This is a genomic window from Pseudomonas sp. B26(2017), from assembly GCF_002113045.1.
Lineage (GTDB): Bacteria > Pseudomonadota > Gammaproteobacteria > Pseudomonadales > Pseudomonadaceae > Aquipseudomonas.
The window spans coordinates 181,817-203,533 of record NZ_NEJJ01000009.1 but is presented as its reverse complement, the minus strand read 5'-3'; the positions used below and the strand labels follow the sequence as shown (position 1 = coordinate 203,533).

The following is a 21,717-nucleotide window of genomic DNA, read 5'->3' as shown; positions in this document are numbered from 1 at the left end:
TCCGGCGCTTGTTGACGAGTATTCAGCAAGCTGATTGGCGCCCATAAAAAAGGCGACCGTACGGTCGCCTTTCGCCTTGCCGATGTATCAAAACCCTTACCGTACGCCCTCGGCGCGCAGGGCTGACGGCGTGTAGTCGGCAGCCTTGGCTTCGAAGCCGAATTCGAAGCTGTGCTTCTCTTCGTTCTTCATCCCCAGAGCAATGTAGCGACCGGCGATGATGTCGTAGAGCGCTTCAAGGGTGTAGGCCTGGGTCTGGTGATCGTAGTAATACTGCGCGTGTCCCTCGGCCACCCGCCACAGTTGCCCGCGACCGTCGTAATGATCGGCCAGCGCCACTTGCCAGCTGTCCTCGTCGATGTACATGTGGCGCTTGGCGTAGATGTGCCGCTCGTTCGGTTTCACCGTGCCGATCACTTCCCAGACCCGGTGCAGTTCATAGCGGGTCAGGTCCTGATTGATGTGCCCGGCCTTGACGATGTCGTCGTACTTGAGACTCGGCGAGTCGAGCTTGTAGCTGTTGTACGGAATGTACATTTCCTTTTTGCCGATCAGTTTCCAGTCGTAGCGATCCGGCGCACCGGAGAACATGTCGAAGTTGTCCGAGGTGCGCAGGCCATCGGCAGCGGTGCCCGGCCCGTCATAGGCAACTTGCGGCGCACGACGCACTCGGCGTTGCCCGGCGTTGTAGATCCACGCCAGACGCGGTTCCTTCACCTGATCGAGGGTCTCGTGCACCAGCAGCACGTTACCGGCCAGACGCGCCGGGGCGGTCACCGACTGCTTGAAGAAGGTCAGGACGTTGGCGGCTTTTTCCGGATCGAGATCCTTCATCAGTTGCGGCACGGCGATCTCTTCTTCGAAGCGGATCGGTGTGTAGCTGCCATTGGTCTGCGGGGTCACCTGAGTGATGATCCGTCGCAGATTGCCGCCGTGATACCGGGTGATGTGATTCCACAGTACTTCAACACCGTTCTTCGGAATCGGAAATGCGTAGTAACGGTTGCCGGTGAAGTTGGCCAGGCCGTTGCCGTCGTTGATGCTAGTGACGTTGAGCGCACTGCGCTTGGCCGATTCGTAGATTTCCGGCGGTACGGCCACGGTGCGATGGGTCGGGTAGACCGGGATCCTGTAGGTTTCGGGGTAGCGCTTGAACATCGCCACCTGGCCGTCGGACAGCTTGTCCTTGTACTTGTCGACGTTGGCAGCAGTGATGGTGAACAGCGGTTTTTCGCTGGCGAACGGGTCCGCCAGAAAGCCTTTGCTGTCGACCGCACCGGCGTTTTTCGCAATACCGCCGGACCAGGCCGGAATCGAGCCGTCGGCGTTGCCGGCCTTTTCGGCGCCCAGCGGCGTCAGGCTGGTGCCGAGCTTGCTGGCCTCTTCCGGCGAGACCGCCGCGATCACGTTGGCGGCCAGCAGGCTCAGGGCCAGGACACCGCATTGCAGAATCATCTTGCGCATTGCATTCATCCTTCTCGGGCAGATCAGAAGTTCACACCGAAACTCAGCGCCACGAAGTCACGGTCTTCGAGGGTGTTGTAGTCACCACCGAAAAAGTCGGTGTAACTCAGGCTGGCGGTATAGGTATTGCGGTAATCGGCATCCACCCCGACGCTGATGGCCTTGGCGCCTTCGTTGAACAGACCGTTGGGGCCATAACCGGCAACGTCGTGGGACCAGGACAGGTTGGGTTTGAGGTTGATCCCGCCGATCACGTTGGCGTAATCGAGGATCGCCCGGGCGCGATAGCCCCAGGAGGTGGAGGTGACGAAACCGTCGGTGTCACCGCCGAAACCGTACTGACCGTAGACCGAGTCACGGCCATAACGCAGCTTGCTGCGCGACTCCAGCCCACCGACCCGCACCACCGCCGCTTCGCCGACCAGGGTCAGGCGTTCCGCACCCCAGACCTGATCGAAAAAGTGCGTCAGCGTGCTCTGGATCTGCGTCACTTCCTTGCGCCGGTAGCCCTTGTTGTCGGCGCCCGGCGAGGTCACCAGCGGCGACGCGGCACCGCCGGCAATCGGATTGAGCAGCGCCAGGGTCAAGTCGTTGGTGTTGACCTGCACCGGCGCGTTGGGCCGGTAGCTGATCTCGCCGGTCCAGGCGGTGCCGGTCGGCAGCGTGGTGGAGAAACTCGCGCCGTACAGGCGGATGTCTTCCGGGTATTCGAGGTAGTACTGGCCGCGCCCAAGCATCACGCTTTGCGCCAGCCCCGAACCGCTGCCGGGTGCCAGACCGTTTGCGATCCCGACCATGCCCGGCAGCGCCGCGAGGGTCGAAAGCCCGGCGGTGCTGGTGCCGACGGTCGGCGTGCGGCTGTGGTAATTCATGAAGTAGAGGCCGTACTCGGTGTCATCGCCGAGCCAGCGCAGTGCCGTACCCCATTGTCCGGAATCCCGCGCATCGCGGTCGCCGCCACGGGGCACGATCACGCCTTCGCGGGTCACCTGGATCGGCTGACCGAAGGCTGCCGTCAGCGGTACAAACGGGGCGATCGCCGGACTGCCGACGGTGTAGCCGTTGTTGCAGCCGTCCGCCGCCACGTCAACACCGAAGAAGGTGCCGCAGTTGTCGAGGACGGTCTGATCCCATTCCAGTTGATAGAAGCCCTCGACCGTCAGTTGATCGGTGAGCCCCTGAGAGGCGAACAGCATGTTTACCGGAATCAGCCCTTCCTTGATCTCCGCACCCGGCCGGCGAAACGCCGAAACGTCGATCGGGTTGATGCTGTTGATCGAGTTGCCGATGAAAGTACTTTCACCCCAGCTCACCACCTGTTTGCCGGCGCGCACGGTGCCCGGCAGATCGGCGATGGAATAGTTGTGATAGATGAACGCATCGAGAATCTGCGCGCCGGAGGACTTGGCGCCCTCCTTGCGGCCCTTGTCGCTGATCGGCTTGAACTCGCGGTCTTCGTCCTTGAGCTCGAAGTCGTACCAGTACTTGCCGCGCACGAACACACCGGTGTCGCCGTACTTCAGTTCGAGGTCGTGGATGCCCTTGAAGATCTTGGAAAAGGTCTCGCCTTTCTTGAAGTTCAAACGCCCGTCATCACCGGTGGACGACTGGCCGGTTCCGCCGTTGACCGTACCCACCAGCGACTTGTCGGCATCGCGCATGCCCCAGCTCGCGCCGACCGACAGCGAAGAATCAAAGGTGCCTTCGATTTCCCCGATATTGAAAGCGACCGCGTGCGCCTGGGCACAGCAGCCCAAGGCCACCGCAGCGGCGAGCGCCTGCGGTGTGAAGATGGCGCGCATTGTTGTTTTTGTCATGCGTCTTCCCCGGTGAGTGACAGAAGGCCCCACCCTACTGCCGCTACACGGGGACGATAAGCGCACCAAGGAGGTATTCGCGCCGTCGCTCGAAAGGATGAATCCCCGCCTGCGGCAAGGCTCTGCGCCCGCCATGAACAGGCTGGATGCACCACCATCAACGTGACGGATGATGGCCCTTCGAATCACTGCACTGTTACATGCCCCGTAACAGTGCATGTCCGGTTTCGCTATTTTTACTTTGGTCTCGAGCGCTTATTCTGAGCGGGCTTTCACGGCGCACCGCCCGCAAGCACAAAGTCCGCGACCGAGTCGTCGGCAACCGATTTCTGATGGACAGAAGCATTTCCTCGATCCATCGCCCCGGTGTTCACTGACGTTGATTTGTAGCTCCTTGATCCAACGTCTTACCTTGGCCGCTGCGTTTGCAGCGGCCTTTTTTATGGGCGCGACCTGGCAAATGTCGCTGGCGCACCGACAGCTTCCTCTGCACTGGGCAATGCGATCTACAAGTGCCCGAACTACACAATTTCCCGAAATCGGCTACACGTCTCTGTAACTTCGCGATCGCGCTTCTCAATTAAGATCATTGCCAGACCAGCGAACACAAAGGGCTGGTTTTGACTTTATCCATTGGAAGGATTGCTCGTTGAAAACCATCAGCTATAACCAATACCGCTCCATCCACAGTTTCAACGGACGGATTCGGTTTCTTGTCTTTCACTACACCGCCGTCGACTTCGCCGGCTCGATTGCCGCCCTGACCGGCCCGAGTGTCAGTGCGCACTATCTGGTGCCGGACATCACTGATCCCAGCTATCAGCGGGCCGGTCACAGCACTCAGGAAGTTTTCGGTCTGGTGGATGAAACCCAGCGTGCCTGGCATGCCGGGATCAGTCAGTGGGGTAATCGCAGCAACCTCAACGACACGTCCATCGGCGTGGAAATCGTCAACATGGCGACATTCAAGGACGGCCTCTTCAACTTTCCGCCGTACCATCCTGAACAGATCCGTGCGATCGAAGAATTGGCATTGAACATTCTTGCGCGCTATCCGGATATCGGGCCGACCCAGGTGCTCGGCCATTCGGACATTGCCATCGGCCGCAAGAGTGATCCCGGACCGATGTTTCCGTGGTACGCGTTGTATTTGAAGGGCGTTGGCGCCTGGTATGACGAGGACACCCGGAACCGCTTTTTGCAGCAGTTCACCGAATCAGGCATTCCATCCCGGGCCAACCTGCTGCAACAGTTCAAGACCTATGGCTACGACACATCCAGGGCCACAGACGAGGCGGGCTATCGGCAACTCGTGCGTGCCTTTCAATTGCACTTTCGCCCGCAAGCCTGCGAAGGAGAAATGGACGCACAGACGGCGGCAAACCTGGCGGCACTCGTGGCCAAATACTTTCCTTGAACACTTGAAAGGCAAGGTCGTTTCTTGACCTTGCCGGTACGGTTTACAGCGAATATTTCTGCAGGTTCGCCATCATTTCCTTCAGCGCCTCGATGTTGTCCTTTGGATGCGCCGCGCCTTCGAAATCACAGATCTGCTGCCAGTGCGCCGCGACGTCTTCCGGGGAAAAACCGACGCGGGGATCGAACCCGGCGCCCAGGCTGCGCTCCCAGCGCACTTTGCCCATCCAGCCGCCGCCGACTTCGAACAGGCCCGAGGTTTCCTGGCATTGCTCGCTGGCCAGGTACACCACCAGCGGGCTGACCAGTTCCGGTTTGAGTTGTTCGAACACTTGCGGCGGAATCAGGCCTTCGGTCATGCGGGTGCCGCCGGTGGGGGCGATGGCGTTGACCAGGATGTTGTTCTTGCGGCCTTCGATGGCCAGGGTGCGAGTCAGGCCGTAGAGGCCGAGTTTGGCCATGCCGTAGTTGGACTGGCCAAAGTTGCCGTAAATGCCCGAGGTCGATGCGGTGAAGATCACTCGCCCATAGTTCTGCTCGCGCAGGTGCGGCCACGCGGCGCGGGTCACCTTGTAGGCGCCTTCGACATGGACGCGATAGACCAGATCCCAGTCGGCGTCTTCCATTTTGTGGAAAGTCTTGTCGCGCAGGATCCCGGCGTTGTTGACCACCACGTCGACGCGGCCGAATACGTCGAGCGCGTTCTGCACCAGTTTTTCGCCGTCGGTGACCGAGTCATGGTTGGCTTCGGCGATGCCGCCGGCCTCGCGGATTTCCGCCACCACGCGGTCGGCCGCCGAAGCGTTGGCGCCTTCGCCCTGAGTCGAGCCGCCGAGGTCGTTGACCAGCACTTTGGCGCCCTGTCTGGCGAACAGCAAGGCGTGCGCGCGTCCCAGGCCACCACCGGCTCCGGTGACGATCACGACTTTATCTTCGAAACGCACAGAATCATTCATCGGGGCAACTCCAGCAGGCCTGAGGGACAGTGTCCCCGAGTGTCAGGCACGACGCGCTCGGTCACAACGAACACGGCTGGGGCTGAATGGTGCGCGATAAGGCTGGGGGATGATGAAAACGTGCCGGGGCGCCAGGCGCCTCCGGCAAGAACTCAGGAGCACGCCGCCTTGCGCGGTGGCAACACGAAGTGATCGCGAAATGCGAGATAGTGTTTGAGCACCTGTACCGGCGCTTCGGTTTGCGGGTAGTGGCCGATACCCGCCAACAGCACGATGTCCGCGTCGGGGATAAGCTCGCGATAACGCTCGACCATGTGCGCCCCGGAAATCGGATCGACTTCACCATCGATCACCCGCAGCGGCACCTCGCCGCGCTGCATCGCCGCGACCCAGCGATCACGCTGAACCCGACGCTCGGGAATGTAGTGAATCAGCTTGTGCATGACGCGTTGCCCGCGATTGCACTCGATCAGGCTCCAGAAATCATCCATCTCGCTTTCGCTGGGCCGGGTGTCCGGGCCGAAAATCTGATGGAAACTTTTCACCAGCGCATCCCGGGTGAAGGCCCGGCCGATCATCCAGCCCAGCGGGCTGAGCAGCAGTTTTTGCGTCAGCAGTGGCCGGTGGGTTTCCGGAAACAGACCACCGTTGAGGAACACACAACTGGCGACTTCGATCAGGTCTTCGTAATGACGGGCCAGCAATTCCTGGGCAACACTGTCGCCGTAGTCGTGGGCCAGAATGTGCACCGGTTGCTCGACCTGCAGATGCGCGAGCAAGGCCTGTTGCAGATCGGCCTGCTCCAGCAGGCTGTAGGTGTGATTGAGCGGTTTGGCCGAGTCACCGAAGCCGAGCATGTCGCAGGCAATCACCCGGTAGCGCTGGGAAAGTGGTTGCCACAAGTAATGCCAGTCCCAACTGGCCGTGGGAAAGCCATGGATCAGCAGCAGCGGTTCACCCTGCCCGGCCGTCCAGTAGCGGATCGGCTGACCATGGAAGACAAACGCCTGGCTGCGTTTGCGCCAGGCACTCAGCGGAATCTCGGCAAGAGGCATTAGAGTTTATACCCCGGGTCTTGTTTATCGAGTTTGCGCAGCAGCGCCGGCCAGGCCAGCGCGCCACCCATGCCTTGAGCACTTTTGGTGACACCGGCGATCATCGCCTTGGCGCCTGCCAGAATCTGCGGTTCGATGGCAATCAGTTCGGCCCCGCCGGTCTGCGCCATGACCTGGATGTCGCAGGCGCGCTGGAAGGTGAACATCATCAGGAAGGTATCGGCGATGGTGCCGCCACAGGTCAGCAGACCGTGGTTGTGCAGCATCAGGAAATTGTTGTCGCCCAGATCCGCCTGCAACCGCGCTTTCTCTTCATGGTTAAGCGCCACCCCTTCATAGGCGTGAAAGGCCAGGCTCGACAGCACGAACAACGATTGCTGACTGATCGGCAGCACACCCTGCTTCTGCGCCGACACCGCGACACCGGAAGCGGTATGGGTGTGCAGCACGCAGGCCACGTCGTGGCGGACTTCATGCACGGCGCTGTGGATGGTGTAGCCAGCGGGATTGATTTCGTAAGGGCTGTCCATGAGTTTGTTGCCGGCCTGGTCGACCTTCACCAGGCTCGAGGCGGTGATCTCATGGAACATCAGGCCAAACGGGTTGATCAGGAAATCTTCGGTGCCGGGCACCTTGGCGGAAATGTGGGTGAAGATCAGATCATCCCAGCCATGCAGCGCGACCAGACGATAGCAGGCGGCCAGATCGACCCGGGTCTGCCATTCCGCGGCACTGACCTGGTCTTTGACGTTTATGGACGAAGGGACGGGGGCTACGCTCACTGTATGCACCTCTGCGTTCTTATTGTTTTTGCGTGTGTCAGCAGTCTAGTCAGCCCCGGACGGTCGCGTAGTTGCATTGGCAGCCAGCTTGATGACTGAACGAGTCAGCAACGCAAACAGCTTGGATCCATGTCAAAGCAACGACGCCAACAAAGGTGCGGCGAACAGATTGAGCAGCCCGGTGAGCACCATCACCAGGCCCGCGACCGAGCCTTCTTCGCCACCCACTTCATGGGCCCGGCTGACCCCGGCGCCGTGCGCACCGACGCCGAACAATGCACCGCGTGCCAAAGCGCTGCGCAACGGCAACCACTTGAGCAGCACACCACCGAGCATCGCGCCGAACACCCCGGTGAACATCACGAACACCGCTGTCAGTTCCGGCACGCCACCGAGGTCCTGGGCCAGCGGCATGGCAAACGGTGTGGTGATCGAGCGCGGCACCAGCGACAGCGCCACCGGACTGTCCAGCGCCAGTGCTTTCGCGAGACCGAACGAAGTGGCGATCGACGCCGCACTGCCGGCCAGCATGCCCAGCAGCAATGCCGACCAATGCCGCACCAGCAACTGGCGCTGCTGCCAGATCGGCACCGCAAATGCCACGGTGACCGGACCAAGCACCAGCATCAGCCAATGGGTATTGCTCGAGTATTCGGCGTAAGCGGTGTGCAGCGGCACGGCAAGCGCCAGCAGCAACGCGGGGACCAGAATCAGTGGCGACAACACGTAGCGCCCGGTCCGGCGATACAGCCAGCGACTGAACAGATAAGCCAGCAACGTGAACGCCAGCCAGAACATCGGCATCAGCTCAAGCTTCATGGGACCGCCTCAGGCGCACGGCCAGCTCTACGGTGAACGCGGTCACCAGCATCACCATCAATGTGCTGGCCGCGATCACCAACAAGATCCGCCAGCCGTCATCGTGCAGCAACGCGCCGTAATCCAGCAGGCTCATCAACGCCGGAATGAAGAACAGCAGCATCTCGGCCATCAGCAATCCCGCGCCCATTTGCAGCGCCGCCGGTTTGACCCAGCCGAACGCAAAAGCCAGCAGCAGCAATGCCATGCCGATCACCCCGCCGGGAATCGGCCAGGGCAGCCACGCTGCGATCTGGCATCCGAGCAGGTAGAGACCGAGCAGCACGGCCAGTTCGGCCAGCAGGCGGGAAAAGTATTTAACGGTCGAGGATTTCATCGGGGGGCTCCTTTCACAGGTGCCTATTTTACGAACCGGACTTCCATCTCCGAAGCGAATTGTTAGACTCAAGGCCATTCCAATCTGGAATCAGGCCATGGAATTCAAACAGCTCAAAAGCTTTGTCGAAGTCATGCATCAGGGCGGTTTCACTCAAGCCGCAAAAAACCTGCACATCAGTCAGTCTGCGGTGAGCAAGCAGATTGCCCAGCTCGAACAAAGTCTCGGCACCCCGCTGCTTGAACGGCTGGGCTCGCAAATACGCCTGACCGCCGCCGGCAGCGTGGTGCTGCAACGGGCCGAAGGCATGCTGCGGTTGCGCAATGAATTGCTCAGCGAGCTGGATGATCTCAGTCATCTGGCACGCGGCGAGCTGCGTCTCGGGCTGCCATTACTGGGCAGCGACGCGTTGTTTGCCGGGCTATTTGCCGAATACCGACGGCGATATCCGAACATCAGCGTTCAACTGATAGAGGGTGGCAGTCGCAACATCGAACAGGCTGTGCTCAGCGGGGAGCTGGAGTTGGGTGGCAGCTTGCTGCCGAAAGATCCGCAGTTCGACTTTCAGCCGTTCTGCGATGAACCGCTCGATGCGCTGCTTCCGGTGGATCACCCACTGGCGGTAAAAGGCGAAATTGGCCTGGAGGAATTGGCCGATACGCCGTTCCTTTTGTATCAGCGCAGTTTCGTGCTCAACGATCGTTTGCTTCAGGCCTGCCAGCAGATGGGCTTCACCCCGAAGGAAGGCGGGCGCAGTGGGCAGGCGGATTTTCTCGCGGCGCTGGTCGCCGCCGGACAAGGCGTGGTGTTGCTGCCCAGCGTGGTGGCGCGCGGACTGGTGCGGCCAGGCGTGGTGCGCCTTACCTTGAACGCGCCGGATTACTTGCGCTGGGACATCGCTTTCATCTGGCGCCGGGGCGCCTATCTGTCGAAGGCTGCGCAGACCTGGCTGGCGCTGCTGCGCGAACGTGAAATCAGCCCTTGAGCGTGGCAATCAACTGTTCCAGCCAAGGTTCGGCATCGGTTTCAGGCGTGACGCTTTCGCTGGCGTCGATGCGCAGCATGTCCTGCACTTCGCGCACGCCCAGTTCGCCGAACAACTCGCGCAATTGCTCGCCGCCGCCGCAGAAGGTGTCGCCATAACTGGCATCGCCCAAGGCGATCACGGCACCAGGCAAGCCACGCCAGGCCGCCGGCAATTGGTCGCGAATGGCCGAGTACAACGGTTGCAGGTTGTCCGGCAGCTCGCCCATGCCGGTGGTCGAAGTTACGCCGAGCAAGACTTCAGGGCCAAAGGCCTGGAGATCAGCGAGGCTGGCGCGCGAGTTGTAGAAGGTTTCAAAACCGGCGGCGTTCAACAGGCTCTGAGCGTGGCGAGCGACTTCTTCGGCCGTGCCGTACACAGAGCCGGAGAGGATGGCGACTTTCATCAATCTGATCCTGAAACTGAAAAAAAGAGCGGCGATAGTAACAGCCAGCGGCGCCTTGTCGCGATTGGCTCTCGATAAGCGCTGGTGGCCGGTAGACAGCCCCGATCGATCTTCTAGAATGCCTGCCACCGAAATCCTTAAAGGCTTCATAGATGATCAGTGCCAGTTTGCTGCAAATGGTGATCAACGCGTCGAACGAAGGGATCGTGGTGGCAGAAAAGGAAGGTGATCAGGACAACATCCTGATCTACGTGAATCCGGCCTTCGAAAAAATGACCGGCTATACCAGTGAAGAGATTCTTTATCAGGACTGCCGCTTCCTGCAGGCCGGAGATCGTGACCAGGCCAGTTTGAAGTTGATTCGCGACGTATTGAGCGAAGGCGGCTCATGCCGGGAGATCCTGCGTAACTACCGCAAGGATGGCACGCCGTTCTGGAACGAACTGTCGCTGTCGACCGTGAAAAATGCCGACGACGGGCTGACCTATTTCGTCGGCGTGCAAAAGGACGTTACGGTTCAGGTCAAGGCCCAGCAGCGCGTTGTGCAACTGGAGGCCCGGGTCGCGGCCCTGGAAGCCGAGCTCGCTGAACTGAAAGCGACGAACGGCGCAAACAAAACAGCGAACTAATTGTCACTAACTACAATCACCAATGACTTTGTAATTATTCATTTCGAGTTAGCCATGCAGCGTGACGCCCTCCTGACCCAGGATGAGCTGGATTTCATCCAGACCATGCAACACAACCCGCAACTCAATGTGCGGGATGCGACGTCGAGCCTGCTGGTCAACGGTGGTTCGCAGATCCGTGACCTGCTCACGCGCCTGGCGGCCCATGAACAAGTCACCATCCAGGCCAACTTCGAAAATCAGCAGATGACCTTCCCGTTGCATCTGGTGGAAGACGAGTTCCACGCCCTGCACCTGCGCCTGGGTGTACCGAGCATCTATGAAGACGGACCGATGGTGCGTCCATGGCGCCTGACTCTGGAAGAGCCGGTGGCACTGGAAAATGCCAAGGGCCAGCCCGGTACGCTGTGGGTTCACGAGGTTTCGCACAAGGGTGTGCTGCTGGAAGTGCGCAACAAGACCAAACCACCTAAGCATTTTGCCTTGTGGTTCAGCCCGTCGGGCTATGAGCGGATTTCCCTGCGCGGGACGTTCGAGCGGGAAACCGAAAGCGGCTTTTATGCTTACGAGCTAAGCCAGAGCGATGCCGACGAAACCGAGCGTCTGCGCCAGTTCATCCTGCAACAGCATCGTTTGACCCACCCTGCCATGCACACCTGAGTCTCAGGTATCCAGCGTCCCCGCCAGAAACTGATTCATGCGTTGACGCATGGTCGATCCGTCATTGCCCAGGCAGCCAACCGCTGATCCGGCGAGGCTGTCCTGCGCCAGGTCGGCGGCATCGCCCGCCAGCATCAACTGACAATCCAGGCTCAAGGCCAGACGATTCAAACGTCGTGGCAGCTCGGCAGTCGGCGCATGATTGGAAAACAGCACCAGCGCCTGAGGCCTGGTCTTTTCGCACACCAGCGTCAGTTCATCGAACGGCTGGCCGGTGGTGAGTACACGAACACCCGCTTCATTGCCGCTGAGAAACAGCGCCGCCACCAGTAGTTCAAGCTCACGACATTGACCGGCCAGTGCGCTGACGATCACCCTGCGCGGTTGAGAGCCGCGGAGCATGACGATGCGCTGCAGCACCTTCGCTCGCAGAAAACCATCAAGGAACAGCCACTCGCTGGTTTGTCCGAAAGCGTCCTGGCGCTGCAGCATTTGCAGCCATAACGGCATCAGGATGTCCTGAAACACGACAGGCAATGCGTAGGAGGAGAAAATCTGGCCGTAGAGTTGATCCAGCGCCTGATCGTCGAATGAACCGACCGCGTGCCGAACCTGTTCCTGCCACTGCAGGTAATCCGTCTGCATATTGTCATCGGATACGAACGGAGCCAGGACTTTCATCGGCTCGGTCTTGGCCAGGATCCTGCCGATCTTGCTCACGGCGACACCCCGATCGATCCAGTCGACGATGCTGCGAACGCGCTCGATATCGGTCATCGAATACAACCGATGCCCACTTTCGGTGCGTGTCGGCTGGATCAAACCGTAGCGACGCTCCCAGGCGCGCAACGTAACCGGGTTCACGCCGGTGAGCCGCGCTACTTCGCGGATAGGGAAAAGCTCTTCGCGCTCCAGCGCAACAGAGGCCGGGAAAGCAGGACGAACGTCAGTCATGACAGGCATTTGCGCGGGTACGTCCTCGTTGGCGAGTGTGAGCGTAGTTGGATCCCATTCTACTCCGGATGCCATCGAGCGGTTCAAGCGGTGAAATGAGACGAAAGTCTCTGGTTTGTCACGAAGATGAGGAATAATCCTTGCTTGTCGAAAAACGCAGCCCTCTACCCGGCGCTGCGTCAGGCGAGACTCCTACCCGGAGCGACGCACATGCAATACGGAGATACACAATGTCTACTTCCCCCGTCACGCTGATGGTCGCGCGTCGCGTCACCCATGGTCGTTATCAGGATCTGATCGCCTGGTTGCGAGAAGGCGAACAACTGGCCACCGATTTCCCCGGTTACCTCGGCTCCGGCGTACTGGCCCCGCCTCCCGGCGACGATGAATTCCAGATCATATTCCGCTTCGTCGACGAACAGACCCTGCATGCCTGGGAACACTCGGCATCGCGCACCGCATGGCTGGCCCGTGGCAGCGATCTGTTTGCCCACCCGACGGAACATCGGGTCAGCGGCATTGAAGGCTGGTTCGGTGCTGCCGGTCATCGTCCCCCGCGCTGGAAACAGGCCGTGGCAATCTGGCTGGCGTTCTTCCCGGTGTCGCTGCTGTTCAATTTCGTGCTGGGTCCGCTGCTCGCTGAAATGAGCCTGGTTCCCCGGGTCTTCGTCAGCACGCTGTGCCTGACCCCGTTGATGGTCTACTTCTTCATTCCGCTGTCGACCCGCCTGCTGGCCGGCTGGCTCAACCCGGCGCCTGCACGCCCACTGCCCGCCGCGCCCTCTACGCAAAATCGCTGAAGCCGTCGCTCGCGTCGCTGTTATAGTTTTTGCTCTGACTTCGACGCGAGCCGTACATGACTTTTCCCACAGCTCCCATCCTCATCACCGGCGCCGGCCAGCGGGTCGGCCTGCATTGTGCGCAGCGTCTGCTGGACGACGGCCATCGGGTGATCTTCACCTACCGCAGCGAACGACCGGGAGTGAAGTCTTTGCGGGATCTGGGCGCCCTCGGGCTGCACGCGGACTTTTCCAGCGAAGCCTCGATCCTCGCATTCATCACCGAACTGAAGACCCACACCGACAGCCTGCGCGCTATCGTGCACAACGCCTCGCAGTGGCTGGCGGAAACCGACGACGGCGAAGCCGAAGCGTTCTGCCGCATGTTTAACGTCCACATGCTGGCGCCGTACCTGATCAACCTGCATTGCGCCGAATTGCTGCAACGTTCGAGTCCTGCCGACATCATCCACATCAGCGATGACGTCACCCGCAAGGGCAGCAGCAAACACATCGGCTATTGCGCCAGCAAGGCCGGGCTCGACAGTCTCACGCTGTCCTTCGCGGCGCGCTACGCGCCCTCAATCAAGGTCAACGGCATCGCGCCGGCCCTGCTATTGTTCAATCCCGACGACGACGCAGCGTACCGCGCCAAAGCGCTGGCCAAGTCCGCGCTGGGCATCGAACCCGGCAGCGAAGTGATTTATCAGAGCCTGCGTTATCTGCTCGACAACCCTTACGTCACCGGCACGACCCTGACCGTCAATGGCGGGCGGCACGTCAAGTAATACGCCCCGCGAGGATGCTCCATGACCCGTTCCCTGCCCGAGAGTTACCGCGAGATCCTGATCGGTCTCGGTGAAGACCCTGACCGCGAAGGATTGCTCGACACACCGGTGCGGGCGGCCAAGGCCATGCAGTATCTGTGTCACGGCTACGAACAGAGCGTCGAGGAAATCGTCAATGGCGCGCTGTTTGCCTCCGACAGCGACGAGATGATCATCGTCGCCGACATCGAGCTGTACTCGTTGTGCGAACATCACCTGCTGCCCTTCATCGGCAAGGCCCATGTGGCTTATATTCCGACGGGCAAGGTGCTGGGGTTGTCGAAGATCGCGCGACTGGTGGACATGTTCGCCCGTCGCCTGCAGATCCAGGAAAACCTCACCCGCCAGATCGCCGAGGCGGTCCAGCAAGTCACCGATGCCGCCGGTGTCGCGGTGGTCATCGAAGCCCGACACATGTGCATGATGATGCGCGGTGTCGAGAAACAGAATTCGACCATGAACACCTCGGTCATGCTCGGCGCCTTCCGCGAGTCGAGCAACACCCGTCAGGAGTTCCTGCAATTGATTGGACGGAGCAAGTAAATGCCTCAACTTCAGCCGGGAATGGCGCGCATCCGGGTCAAGGATCTGCGCCTGCGCACCTTTATCGGGATCAACGAGGACGAAATCCTCAACAAGCAGGATGTGCTGATCAACCTGACCATCCTGTACGCCGCGCAGGAAGCGGTGCGTGACAACGACATCGACCACGCGCTGAACTACCGCACGATCACCAAGGCGATCATCGCCCACGTGGAAGGCAACCGTTTCGCGCTGCTCGAACGCCTGACCCAGGAGCTGCTGGATCTGGTGATGGCCAACGAATCGGTGCTTTACGCCGAAGTCGAAGTCGACAAGCCGCATGCCTTGCGTTTTGCCGAATCGGTGTCGATCACCCTCGCCGCCAGCCGCTGAACGTGTCTGGCGCTCCGGGCGTCAGGCTTTTATCATCCGCGCCACGATTTGACTGCACAGAGCCCATCATGACCGAGCAACAACGCCTCGAACTCGAAGCCGCCGCCTTCCGCCAGCTGGTCGCCCACCTGGACAGCCGCAAGGACGTGCAGAACATCGACCTGATGAACCTCGCCGGGTTCTGCCGCAACTGCCTGTCGAAGTGGTACAAGGCAGCCGCCGACGAGCGCCAGATCGAGGTCAGCCTCGACGATGCCCGTGAAGTGGTTTACGGCATGCCGTACGCCGACTGGAAAGCCCAATATCAGCATGAAGCCAGCGCCGAACAGCAAGCGGCGTTCGCCAAGGGAAAACCCAATGAGTGATCTGAACACCCTGCGCGCCAGCCTCAAGAGCGGCGAACATGCTTTTGCCGAAACCCTGGCCTTCATCGCCGCCGGTTACGACTACCAGCCTCAGGCGTTCAACAACGGCGGCGTGGAAAACGCAGCCGGGCAGAACGAAGGTTCGTGCAAGACCCTGGGTCTGGCGCTGCTGGAAGGCTTGAGCGATGAAGAAGCGCTGCTGGCGTTCGGCGAACACTACCGCTCGGTCGTGGCAACGCCTGAAGGCAGCGATCACGGCAATATCCGTGCACTGATCCAGCACGGTCTGGCGGGCGTGAAATTCGATGCGCAACCGCTGACCCGCCGCTGATTCCAAAGCCAATCACAATCCCCTGTGGGAGCGAGCTTGCTCGCGAAAGCGGTGTGTCAGTCACCCAAAATACTGCCTGACACGACGCATTCGCGAGCAAGCCCGCTCCCACACTGGAACTGTGTGGTTTCTGAAAATCGGGCACAAAAAACCGGCCAATTGGCCGGTTTTTTTGTGTCTGCGATCTTAGAACGAAGCGTTCTGCAGACCGTCCAGGTAACGCTCGGTGTCCAGTGCCGCCATGCAGCCAGCGCCGGCCGAGGTGATGGCCTGACGGTAAACGTGGTCGGCCACGTCGCCGGCAGCGAAAATTCCTTCGACGCTGGTCGCGGTGGCGTTGCCTTCACGGCCACCCTGAACCACGAGGTAGCCGTCCTTCAATTCCAGCTGACCTTCGAACAACGAGGTGTTCGGGGTGTGGCCGATGGCGATGAATACGCCGTCGACCTTGATTTCGTCGGAGCTGCCGTCGTTGTTCTTCAGACGCGCACCCGTCACGCCCATGTTGTCGCCCAGCACTTCGTCCAGGGTCGCGTTCAGTTTCAGCTCGATCTTGCCTTCGGCCACACGGGCGTTGAGCTTGTCGATCAGGATCTTCTCGGCGCGGAAGGTTTCGCGACGGTGGATCAGGGTGACCTTGCTGGCGATGTTGGCCAGGTACAGGGCTTCTTCGACAGCAGTGTTGCCGCCACCGACCACGGCCACCGGCTTGTTGCGATAGAAGAAACCGTCGCAGGTCGCGCAGGCCGAAACGCCCTTGCCCATGAACGCTTCTTCCGACGGCAGGCCCAGGTAACGGGCGCTGGCGCCGGTAGCGATGATCAGCGCGTCGCAGGTGTAGGTGCCGCTGTCGCCGGTCAGGCTGTAGGGCTTGGAAGCGAAGTCCACGGCGTTGATGTGATCGAAGACGATCTCGGTTTCAAAACGCTCGGCGTGCTCGCGCATGCGCTCCATCAGCACCGGGCCGGTCAGGCCGTGGACGTCGCCCGGCCAGTTGTCGACTTCGGTGGTGGTGGTCAATTGACCGCCGGCCTGCATGCCGGTGATCAGCAGCGGCTTGAGGTTGGCACGGGCAGCGTAGACGGCAGCGCTGTAACCGGCAGGGCCGGAACCGAGGATGATCACTCGCGAATGACGGACTTCAGACATGAACCTGCTCCTGTTGACCGGCCAAGACACCTGGCCGGACGCCGGACTGCCGGCGGGAATAAAAAAGGACTGTGGATAACCTTGGGGAAGGCGTGAGCTCGACAGTCCTGTAAAAAGTTGGGTGCAGCGTATCGAGGGGGGCAAGATTAAGGAAATACGGTTTAACAATCCAGCTCATAGGTGGTCTCTATGCCTTCACACTGACGAGATGGATGTCTTTGTTACAGTGAATGTCGATCCCGCTGCCGCGCTTTCACAGGTTCTGCAAAGTCGGTAAGGTCGGCGCGTTTTCCCTTGCTCGGAGCACCTTATGCCCGCCCCTGTTCTGTCCGGCCCGCAATACCTGCGCGAAGGCCTCAAACTGGTCTTGAGTCCCGGCCTGCGCCTGTTCGTGCTGCTGCCGCTGGCCATCAACCTGGTGCTGTTCGTCGGATTGATCTATCTGGCCGGTCACCAGTTCAGCCTGTGGGTCGACACGCTGATGCCGTCGCTGCCTGAATGGCTGAGTTTCCTCAGTTACATCCTGTGGCCGCTGTTCGTGGTGCTGGTGGCGTTGATGGTGTTCTTCACCTTTACGATGCTGGCCAACGTGATCGCCGCGCCGTTCAACGGCTTCCTCGCGGAAAAGGTTGAAGTGGTGGTGCGCGGCACCGACGACTTCCCGGCCTTCAGCTGGGGCGAACTGATCGCCATGATCCCGCGCACCCTGGCACGGGAAATGCGCAAACTCGGTTATTTCCTGCCCCGCGCGATCGGCCTGTTCATCCTGTCGTTCATCCCGGTGGTGAACATCGTCGCCGCGCCGTTGTGGCTGCTGTTCGGGGTGTGGATGATGGCGATCCAGTACATCGACTACCCGGCGGACAACCACAAGCTGGGCTGGAACGAGATGCTCGCCTGGCTGCGCCAGAAGCGCTGGCAGAGCATGAGCTTCGGCGGGATCGTTTATCTGGTGTTGCTGATTCCGCTGGTCAACATCCTGATGATGCCGGCCGCCGTGGCTGGCGCGACGCTGTTCTGGGTGCGTGAGCGCGGGGCCGAGAATCTGGTGATGCAACGCTGAGACCGCGTCACAAATCCATCATCGGAACGTCACAACCACGACATGGCCTCAGCCGACACTGAGGCCATGACGACAGCTCTACATATCACCCTCATCAGCGAAACCTTCCCACCGGAAATCAACGGCGTGGCCAATACCCTTGGCCGCTTGTGCGACGGTTTGCGCGCACGCGGGCATCGGGTGGAACTGGTGCGACCGCGTCAGGCTGACGATCCGCAGCGCAGTGAAGACGACGCCCTGCTGCTGTGCCGGGGCTGGCCGTTGCCGGGATATCCGGGGCTGCAATGGGGCCAGTCGTCGATGCACAAGCTGTTGCGACGCTGGACGCGCCATCGCCCCGACGTGCTCTATATCGCCACCGAAGGTCCGCTCGGGCTGTCGGCGTTACGCGCGGCACGGCGCCTGGGGATTGCCGTGGTCAGTGGTTTTCATACCAACTTTCAGCAATACACCCACCCGTACGGGCTGGGCTTGCTGACGCGCTTGCTCACCCACTATCTGCGCTGGTTTCACAATCGTTCGGCCATGACCCTGGTGCCGAGCGTCAGCCAGCGCCTGGAGCTGGAGCGTCGGCACTTCGAGCGCCTGGCGCTGCTGTCCCGGGGTGTCGACAGTCAGTTGTTCCACCCGGCCAAACGCCTGAATGCCTTGCGTGAGCAATGGGGTCTTGGCGAACGGGACATTGCTGTCATTCACGTAGGACGCCTGGCGCCGGAGAAAAATCTCGGCTTGCTCAAGCGCAGTTTCGAAAAGCTCGCCGGCACTTATCCACAGCGCAACCTGAAGCTGATCGTGGTCGGCGACGGACCGCAACGAATGGCACTGGAAAACGAACTGCCCGAGGCGATTTTCTGCGGCTCGCAACGGGGCGAAGCGCTGGCGGCGCACTATGCGTCGGGGGATGTGTTTCTGTTTCCGAGCCTGACCGAGACCTTTGGCAACGTCGTGCTGGAAGCGCTGGCCTCAGGCCTTGGGGTGGTGTCTTACGATCAGGCCGCGGCGGCCCAGCATATTCGCCATGGATACAACGGCGTACTGGCAATGCCCGGAGATGAAGAGGCGTTCTGCGAGGCAGCCGCATGGCTGCTGGAAGAAGACGAAAGGTTGCGCTGCGTACGCCTGAACGCACGCCAGCACGCCAGCCGCCAGGGTTGGGCGGCCATCGTCGAACAGTTTGAAAACCATTTGCTGGGGGCTTGCCGCAACCTGCACGACAAGCCTCCCACATCGATCAAACCAGCGTCATCAACGCCTCACGGCTGAACGGCAGAATGTCCTGCTCGCGGCCTTCGCGCACTTTCTGCGCCCAGTCCGGATCGACCAGCAGCGCACGCCCCACTGCCACCAGATCGAACTCGTCGTTGTTCAGACGCTCCAGCAGTTTCTCCAGACTGGCCGGTTGCGCGACCTTGTCGGTGTTGACCATGAACTGCAGGAACTCGCCATCGAGGCCGACGCTGCCGACGGTGATGGTTGGTTTGCCGGTCAGCTTGCGTGTCCAGCCGGCCAGGTTCAGGTCGGAGCCGTCAAACTCAGGCTCCCAGAAACGGCGCGTCGAGCAGTGGAAAATATCCACCCCGGCGTCGGACAACGGCTTGAGGAATTCCCCCAGCGCTTCAGAGGTTTGCACCAGACGCGCGGTGTAGTCCTGCTGTTTCCACTGCGAGAAACGGAAGATGATCGGGAAGCCTTCGCCCACCGCCGCACGCACAGCCTGAATCAGCTCGATGGCGAAACGCGAACGGTTGGCCAAGCTGCCACCGTATTCGTCCGTGCGCTGGTTGCTGCCTTCCCAGAAGAACTGGTCGATCAGGTAACCGTGGGCGCCGTGGATTTCCACGCCGTCCATGCCGATGCTTTGGGCATCTTTCGCCGCTTGGGCGAAGGCTGCGATCACGTCCTGAATGTCCTGTCTGGTCATGCCGTGCACCACGACCTGACCGTCCTTGAGTTTTTCCGACGGGCCATAACCCGGCACGCTCGCGTCCGGCTCGGTGCCCAGACGGCGCACATTGCCGACGTGCCAGAGTTGCGGAACGATCTTGCCGCCTTCGGCGTGTACCGCATCCACGACTTTCTTCCAGCCGGCCAAGGCTGCTTCGCCGTAGAAGTGCGGCACGTTCGGGTAACCGTTGGATGCCTGATGGCCGACGGTGGTGCCTTCGGTAATGATCAGGCCGACACCGGCCGCCGCGCGACGACGGTAGTATTCGATCACTTTGGAATTGGGCACGCCGCCCGGAGAGAACGAACGGGTCATCGGCGCCATGACCACGCGGGTCGGCAGTTCGAGGGCACCGAGCTGGAACGGTTTGAACAGGGCTTGCACGGGCATGGGAAGCTCCACGAAAAATTGATCGACGGGCACGCAATTCATATGACGGCGATAATATGGGGAGTTTCAAACGCCCGATAGCACTATTGATCTGAATGATTAAGGGTCAAAAGGCAGGCGAAAAAAATCGCAGCTCAATGGCTGCGATTTTCGTGTTTCAACTCAAGGCTTTTTCAATCGCCGTAATCACCGAAGGATCATCCGGCGCCGTGCGCGGCGAGAAGCGGGCCAGTACCCGACCGTCCTTGCCGAGCAGGAATTTCTCGAAATTCCAGGTGATGTCACCGGGAAACTCCGCGCCCTCGCCCGCCAGCAGGCGGTACAGCTGATGACGGTCGTGACCGTTGACTTCGAGCTTTTTCGACAACGGAAAACTCACGCCATAGTTGAGGCTGCAGAATTCCTGGATCTCCTGCTCACTGCCCGGTTCCTGACCGGCAAACTGGTTGCACGGCAGGCCCAGCACACTGAAGCCTTTGCCTTTGTATTGCTGATAAAGGTTTTCCAGCGCCGCGTACTGTGGGGTCAAGCCGCATTTGGAGGCGACGTTGACCACCAGCACGACTTGGCCCTTGAAGGGTGCCAGCGGTAGCTCCTGACCATCCAGGGCTGTCAACTTAAGGTCGTGAAAAGCACTCATGACGAACTCCAGATTCCCGTGTTCTACTCGAAACAGCCACTTGGCGAGGGCACCAAGGACAGCCGCGGACTAAAAAGGCGCCCTCGGGCGCCTCTCCAGTTCTCTGAGCTTAGCGCAGAAAATCAGTGGTGATGGCCACCTTCGCCATGGACGTGACCATGAGCGATTTCTTCCTGGCTGGCGTCACGGATGGCAACGACCTTCACTTTGAAGTTCAGGCGCTGACCGGCCAGTGGGTGGTTGCCGTCGACGGTAACGTCGTCGCCGTCCAGGTCACGGATGGTGACGATCTGCATCTGGCCGTCCGGCGCCGAAGCGTGGAACTGCATGCCGACTTCCAGCTCGTCAACGCCTTCGAACATGCTGCGGCTCAGGGTGCTGACCAGTTCAGCGGCGTATTCGCCGTAGGCATCTTCCGGCTCGACGGACACTTCCAGCTCGTTGCCGACTTCTTTACCTTCCAGGGCTTTTTCCAGGCCCGGGATGATGTTGCCTGCGCCATGCAGGTAGACCAGCGGAGCGCCGCCGGCGGAGCTGTCGATGACCTCACCAGCGTCGTTGGTCAGGGTATAGTCGATGGAGACAGCCTTATTGGCGGCGATCAGCATGGGGCGAGACCTTTTGCATAAGAATGAAGAACGGACAAGTCTAAACAAGGATTTGCCCGAAAGCGAACAGAACCCGGACAGACGGGATCGATTGGCGCCCGTGACCGTCACCGGATTCCATCAGGACGAGGACGGCCACTGGGTCGCCGAGCTGTCCTGCGGCCATACCCAGCACCTGCGCCACCTCCCGCCCTGGCAGTCCCGGGCGTGGGTTCTGGACGCCACGCAACGCATTGAAAAAATAGGCCAACCCTTTGCTTGCGGTTGGTGCGCTCAAGCCTCGGTTAGCGATAACCTTGGCGACTGAATCTCGGCAGATCGGCACACAGAGACGATCGCCATTGCCA

General features: G+C 60.5%; 26 protein-coding genes. 13 read left to right on the top strand and 13 right to left on the bottom strand.

From position 1 onward, the window contains the following. Positions 1 to 96 precede the first annotated feature (96 nt). Positions 97 to 1,464, bottom strand: coding sequence for a DUF1329 domain-containing protein (locus CAF79_RS15555; protein ID WP_085698501.1), 1,368 nt, complete (start codon positions 1,462 to 1,464; stop codon positions 97 to 99). A 23-nt stretch (positions 1,465 to 1,487) separates the two neighbouring features. Next, the gene (locus tag CAF79_RS15550) at positions 1,488 to 3,281 is read right to left on the bottom strand and encodes a DUF1302 domain-containing protein (protein ID WP_085698500.1); all 1,794 of its coding nucleotides are present in this window, start codon (positions 3,279 to 3,281) and stop codon (positions 1,488 to 1,490) included. Positions 3,282 to 3,930: 649 nt separating this feature from the next. Here CAF79_RS15550 and CAF79_RS15545 point away from each other — a divergent pair. Continuing rightward, positions 3,931 to 4,698, top strand: coding sequence for an N-acetylmuramoyl-L-alanine amidase (locus CAF79_RS15545; RefSeq protein ID WP_085698499.1), 768 nt, complete (start codon positions 3,931 to 3,933; stop codon positions 4,696 to 4,698). 43 nt (positions 4,699 to 4,741) lie between these two features. Here CAF79_RS15545 and CAF79_RS15540 read toward each other — a convergent pair whose 3' ends face one another. From CAF79_RS15540 to CAF79_RS15520, 5 genes are all read right to left on the bottom strand, one after another. After that, the gene (locus CAF79_RS15540; protein ID WP_085698498.1) at positions 4,742 to 5,653 is read right to left on the bottom strand and encodes an SDR family oxidoreductase; all 912 of its coding nucleotides are present in this window, start codon (positions 5,651 to 5,653) and stop codon (positions 4,742 to 4,744) included. Positions 5,654 to 5,805: 152 nt separating this feature from the next. Then, the gene (locus CAF79_RS15535) at positions 5,806 to 6,708 is read right to left on the bottom strand and encodes an alpha/beta fold hydrolase (protein WP_085698497.1); all 903 of its coding nucleotides are present in this window, start codon (positions 6,706 to 6,708) and stop codon (positions 5,806 to 5,808) included. Further along, complete coding sequence (locus tag CAF79_RS15530) at positions 6,708 to 7,490, bottom strand: class II aldolase/adducin family protein (protein WP_085698496.1); 783 nt, start codon at positions 7,488 to 7,490, stop codon at positions 6,708 to 6,710. Before CAF79_RS15530 ends, CAF79_RS15535 begins: the two co-directional genes overlap by 1 nt. A gap of 132 nt (positions 7,491 to 7,622) precedes the next feature. Next, positions 7,623 to 8,309, bottom strand: a complete 687-nt coding sequence (locus CAF79_RS15525) for an LrgB family protein (RefSeq protein WP_085698495.1) — start codon at positions 8,307 to 8,309, stop codon at positions 7,623 to 7,625. After that, positions 8,299 to 8,685, bottom strand: coding sequence for a CidA/LrgA family protein (locus CAF79_RS15520; protein WP_085698494.1), 387 nt, complete (start codon positions 8,683 to 8,685; stop codon positions 8,299 to 8,301). The genes CAF79_RS15525 and CAF79_RS15520 overlap by 11 nt, the downstream gene beginning before the upstream one ends. Before the next feature lie 97 nt (positions 8,686 to 8,782). On the opposite strand from CAF79_RS15520, the gene CAF79_RS15515 reads away from it, so the two are divergent. After that, positions 8,783 to 9,670 carry a LysR family transcriptional regulator gene (locus CAF79_RS15515; RefSeq protein WP_085698493.1) on the top strand — a complete coding sequence of 296 codons (888 nt, stop codon included), beginning with the start codon at positions 8,783 to 8,785 and terminating at the stop codon, positions 9,668 to 9,670. Here the strand turns inward: CAF79_RS15515 and CAF79_RS15510 are convergent. Next, positions 9,660 to 10,115, bottom strand: coding sequence for a flavodoxin (locus CAF79_RS15510; RefSeq protein ID WP_085698492.1), 456 nt, complete (start codon positions 10,113 to 10,115; stop codon positions 9,660 to 9,662). The genes CAF79_RS15515 and CAF79_RS15510 overlap by 11 nt on opposite strands. Positions 10,116 to 10,267: 152 nt before the next feature. Between CAF79_RS15510 and CAF79_RS15505 the strand changes: the two genes are divergently transcribed. Further along, on the top strand, positions 10,268 to 10,744 hold the full coding sequence (locus tag CAF79_RS15505; protein WP_085698491.1) for a PAS domain-containing protein: 477 nt from the start codon (positions 10,268 to 10,270) through the stop codon (positions 10,742 to 10,744). A 54-nt stretch (positions 10,745 to 10,798) separates the two neighbouring features. After that, positions 10,799 to 11,404, top strand: coding sequence for a hypothetical protein (locus CAF79_RS15500; RefSeq protein ID WP_085698490.1), 606 nt, complete (start codon positions 10,799 to 10,801; stop codon positions 11,402 to 11,404). 3 nt (positions 11,405 to 11,407) lie between these two features. Here the strand turns inward: CAF79_RS15500 and CAF79_RS15495 are convergent, their stop codons facing one another. Further along, positions 11,408 to 12,367 carry a MerR family transcriptional regulator gene (locus CAF79_RS15495; protein WP_085698489.1) on the bottom strand — a complete coding sequence of 320 codons (960 nt, stop codon included), beginning with the start codon at positions 12,365 to 12,367 and terminating at the stop codon, positions 11,408 to 11,410. A 221-nt stretch (positions 12,368 to 12,588) separates the two neighbouring features. On the opposite strand from CAF79_RS15495, the gene CAF79_RS15490 reads away from it, so the two are divergent. The 6 genes from CAF79_RS15490 to CAF79_RS15465 all read left to right on the top strand — a co-directional run bounded on the left by CAF79_RS15490 (position 12,589) and on the right by CAF79_RS15465 (position 15,575). Further along, on the top strand, positions 12,589 to 13,158 hold the full coding sequence (locus tag CAF79_RS15490) for an antibiotic biosynthesis monooxygenase (RefSeq protein WP_085698488.1): 570 nt from the start codon (positions 12,589 to 12,591) through the stop codon (positions 13,156 to 13,158). A gap of 56 nt (positions 13,159 to 13,214) precedes the next feature. Next, a complete protein-coding gene (gene folM / locus CAF79_RS15485) occupies positions 13,215 to 13,925 on the top strand; it encodes a dihydromonapterin reductase (RefSeq protein ID WP_085698487.1) in 711 nt (236 codons plus the stop codon). A 21-nt stretch (positions 13,926 to 13,946) separates the two neighbouring features. Continuing rightward, positions 13,947 to 14,507 (top strand): GTP cyclohydrolase I FolE, encoded by a 561-nt coding sequence (gene folE, locus CAF79_RS15480; protein WP_085698486.1) that lies wholly within the window; start codon positions 13,947 to 13,949, stop codon positions 14,505 to 14,507. Then, positions 14,508 to 14,879, top strand: a complete 372-nt coding sequence (gene folX, locus CAF79_RS15475) for a dihydroneopterin triphosphate 2'-epimerase (RefSeq protein WP_007957207.1) — start codon at positions 14,508 to 14,510, stop codon at positions 14,877 to 14,879. Between the two features lie 68 nt (positions 14,880 to 14,947). Next, entirely contained in the window at positions 14,948 to 15,244 is a 297-nt protein-coding gene (locus CAF79_RS15470) for a DUF1244 domain-containing protein (protein WP_085698485.1), read from the top strand. Next, a complete protein-coding gene (locus CAF79_RS15465) occupies positions 15,237 to 15,575 on the top strand; it encodes a HopJ type III effector protein (RefSeq protein ID WP_085698484.1) in 339 nt (112 codons plus the stop codon). Before CAF79_RS15470 ends, CAF79_RS15465 begins: the two co-directional genes overlap by 8 nt. Positions 15,576 to 15,761: 186 nt before the next feature. On the opposite strand, the gene trxB is transcribed toward CAF79_RS15465, so the two are convergent. Beyond that, positions 15,762 to 16,724, bottom strand: coding sequence for a thioredoxin-disulfide reductase (gene trxB / locus CAF79_RS15460; RefSeq protein ID WP_085698483.1), 963 nt, complete (start codon positions 16,722 to 16,724; stop codon positions 15,762 to 15,764). A gap of 310 nt (positions 16,725 to 17,034) precedes the next feature. Here trxB and cysZ point away from each other — a divergent pair, with 310 nt between their 5' ends. Further along, the gene (gene cysZ, locus CAF79_RS15450; RefSeq protein ID WP_085698482.1) at positions 17,035 to 17,787 is read left to right on the top strand and encodes a sulfate transporter CysZ; all 753 of its coding nucleotides are present in this window, start codon (positions 17,035 to 17,037) and stop codon (positions 17,785 to 17,787) included. A gap of 42 nt (positions 17,788 to 17,829) precedes the next feature. Beyond that, complete coding sequence (locus tag CAF79_RS15445; RefSeq protein ID WP_085698481.1) at positions 17,830 to 19,050, top strand: glycosyltransferase family 1 protein; 1,221 nt, start codon at positions 17,830 to 17,832, stop codon at positions 19,048 to 19,050. Here the strand turns inward: CAF79_RS15445 and CAF79_RS15440 are convergent. The 3 genes from CAF79_RS15440 to CAF79_RS15430 form a co-directional block, all read right to left on the bottom strand. Then, positions 19,019 to 20,122 (bottom strand): NADH:flavin oxidoreductase, encoded by a 1,104-nt coding sequence (locus CAF79_RS15440; protein ID WP_085698480.1) that lies wholly within the window; start codon positions 20,120 to 20,122, stop codon positions 19,019 to 19,021. The two genes, CAF79_RS15445 and CAF79_RS15440, sit on opposite strands and share 32 nt — an antisense overlap. 157 nt (positions 20,123 to 20,279) lie before the next feature. Next, a complete protein-coding gene (locus CAF79_RS15435; protein ID WP_007959082.1) occupies positions 20,280 to 20,762 on the bottom strand; it encodes a glutathione peroxidase in 483 nt (160 codons plus the stop codon). A 122-nt stretch (positions 20,763 to 20,884) separates the two neighbouring features. Beyond that, positions 20,885 to 21,370, bottom strand: a complete 486-nt coding sequence (locus CAF79_RS15430; protein ID WP_085698479.1) for a peptidylprolyl isomerase — start codon at positions 21,368 to 21,370, stop codon at positions 20,885 to 20,887. Between CAF79_RS15430 and CAF79_RS15425 the strand changes: the two genes are divergently transcribed. Continuing rightward, on the top strand, positions 21,339 to 21,677 hold the full coding sequence (locus CAF79_RS15425; RefSeq protein ID WP_227234467.1) for a DUF3565 domain-containing protein: 339 nt from the start codon (positions 21,339 to 21,341) through the stop codon (positions 21,675 to 21,677). The two genes, CAF79_RS15430 and CAF79_RS15425, sit on opposite strands and share 32 nt — an antisense overlap. The last annotated feature ends 40 nt before the right edge of the window (positions 21,678 to 21,717 follow it).

Coding starts and splice junctions, on each gene's coding strand:
- folX (WP_007957207.1), top strand. CDS start 14,508: ATGCCTCAACTTCAGCCGGGAATGGCGCGCATCCGGGTCAAGGATCTG.
- CAF79_RS15445 (WP_085698481.1), top strand. CDS start 17,830: ATGGCCTCAGCCGACACTGAGGCCATGACGACAGCTCTACATATCACC.
- trxB (WP_085698483.1), bottom strand. CDS start 16,724: ATGTCTGAAGTCCGTCATTCGCGAGTGATCATCCTCGGTTCCGGCCCT.
- folE (WP_085698486.1), top strand. CDS start 13,947: ATGACCCGTTCCCTGCCCGAGAGTTACCGCGAGATCCTGATCGGTCTC.
- CAF79_RS15490 (WP_085698488.1), top strand. CDS start 12,589: ATGTCTACTTCCCCCGTCACGCTGATGGTCGCGCGTCGCGTCACCCAT.
- folM (WP_085698487.1), top strand. CDS start 13,215: ATGACTTTTCCCACAGCTCCCATCCTCATCACCGGCGCCGGCCAGCGG.
- CAF79_RS15535 (WP_085698497.1), bottom strand. CDS start 6,708: ATGCCTCTTGCCGAGATTCCGCTGAGTGCCTGGCGCAAACGCAGCCAG.
- CAF79_RS15435 (WP_007959082.1), bottom strand. CDS start 20,762: ATGAGTGCTTTTCACGACCTTAAGTTGACAGCCCTGGATGGTCAGGAG.
- CAF79_RS15525 (WP_085698495.1), bottom strand. CDS start 8,309: ATGAAGCTTGAGCTGATGCCGATGTTCTGGCTGGCGTTCACGTTGCTG.
- CAF79_RS15540 (WP_085698498.1), bottom strand. CDS start 5,653: ATGAATGATTCTGTGCGTTTCGAAGATAAAGTCGTGATCGTCACCGGA.
- cysZ (WP_085698482.1), top strand. CDS start 17,035: ATGCCCGCCCCTGTTCTGTCCGGCCCGCAATACCTGCGCGAAGGCCTC.
- CAF79_RS15495 (WP_085698489.1), bottom strand. CDS start 12,367: ATGCCTGTCATGACTGACGTTCGTCCTGCTTTCCCGGCCTCTGTTGCG.
- CAF79_RS15440 (WP_085698480.1), bottom strand. CDS start 20,122: ATGCCCGTGCAAGCCCTGTTCAAACCGTTCCAGCTCGGTGCCCTCGAA.
- CAF79_RS15505 (WP_085698491.1), top strand. CDS start 10,268: ATGATCAGTGCCAGTTTGCTGCAAATGGTGATCAACGCGTCGAACGAA.
- CAF79_RS15555 (WP_085698501.1), bottom strand. CDS start 1,464: ATGCGCAAGATGATTCTGCAATGCGGTGTCCTGGCCCTGAGCCTGCTG.
- CAF79_RS15515 (WP_085698493.1), top strand. CDS start 8,783: ATGGAATTCAAACAGCTCAAAAGCTTTGTCGAAGTCATGCATCAGGGC.
- CAF79_RS15430 (WP_085698479.1), bottom strand. CDS start 21,370: ATGCTGATCGCCGCCAATAAGGCTGTCTCCATCGACTATACCCTGACC.
- CAF79_RS15500 (WP_085698490.1), top strand. CDS start 10,799: ATGCAGCGTGACGCCCTCCTGACCCAGGATGAGCTGGATTTCATCCAG.
- CAF79_RS15520 (WP_085698494.1), bottom strand. CDS start 8,685: ATGAAATCCTCGACCGTTAAATACTTTTCCCGCCTGCTGGCCGAACTG.
- CAF79_RS15425 (WP_227234467.1), top strand. CDS start 21,339: ATGGAGACAGCCTTATTGGCGGCGATCAGCATGGGGCGAGACCTTTTG.
- CAF79_RS15470 (WP_085698485.1), top strand. CDS start 14,948: ATGACCGAGCAACAACGCCTCGAACTCGAAGCCGCCGCCTTCCGCCAG.
- CAF79_RS15550 (WP_085698500.1), bottom strand. CDS start 3,281: ATGACAAAAACAACAATGCGCGCCATCTTCACACCGCAGGCGCTCGCC.
- CAF79_RS15510 (WP_085698492.1), bottom strand. CDS start 10,115: ATGAAAGTCGCCATCCTCTCCGGCTCTGTGTACGGCACGGCCGAAGAA.
- CAF79_RS15465 (WP_085698484.1), top strand. CDS start 15,237: ATGAGTGATCTGAACACCCTGCGCGCCAGCCTCAAGAGCGGCGAACAT.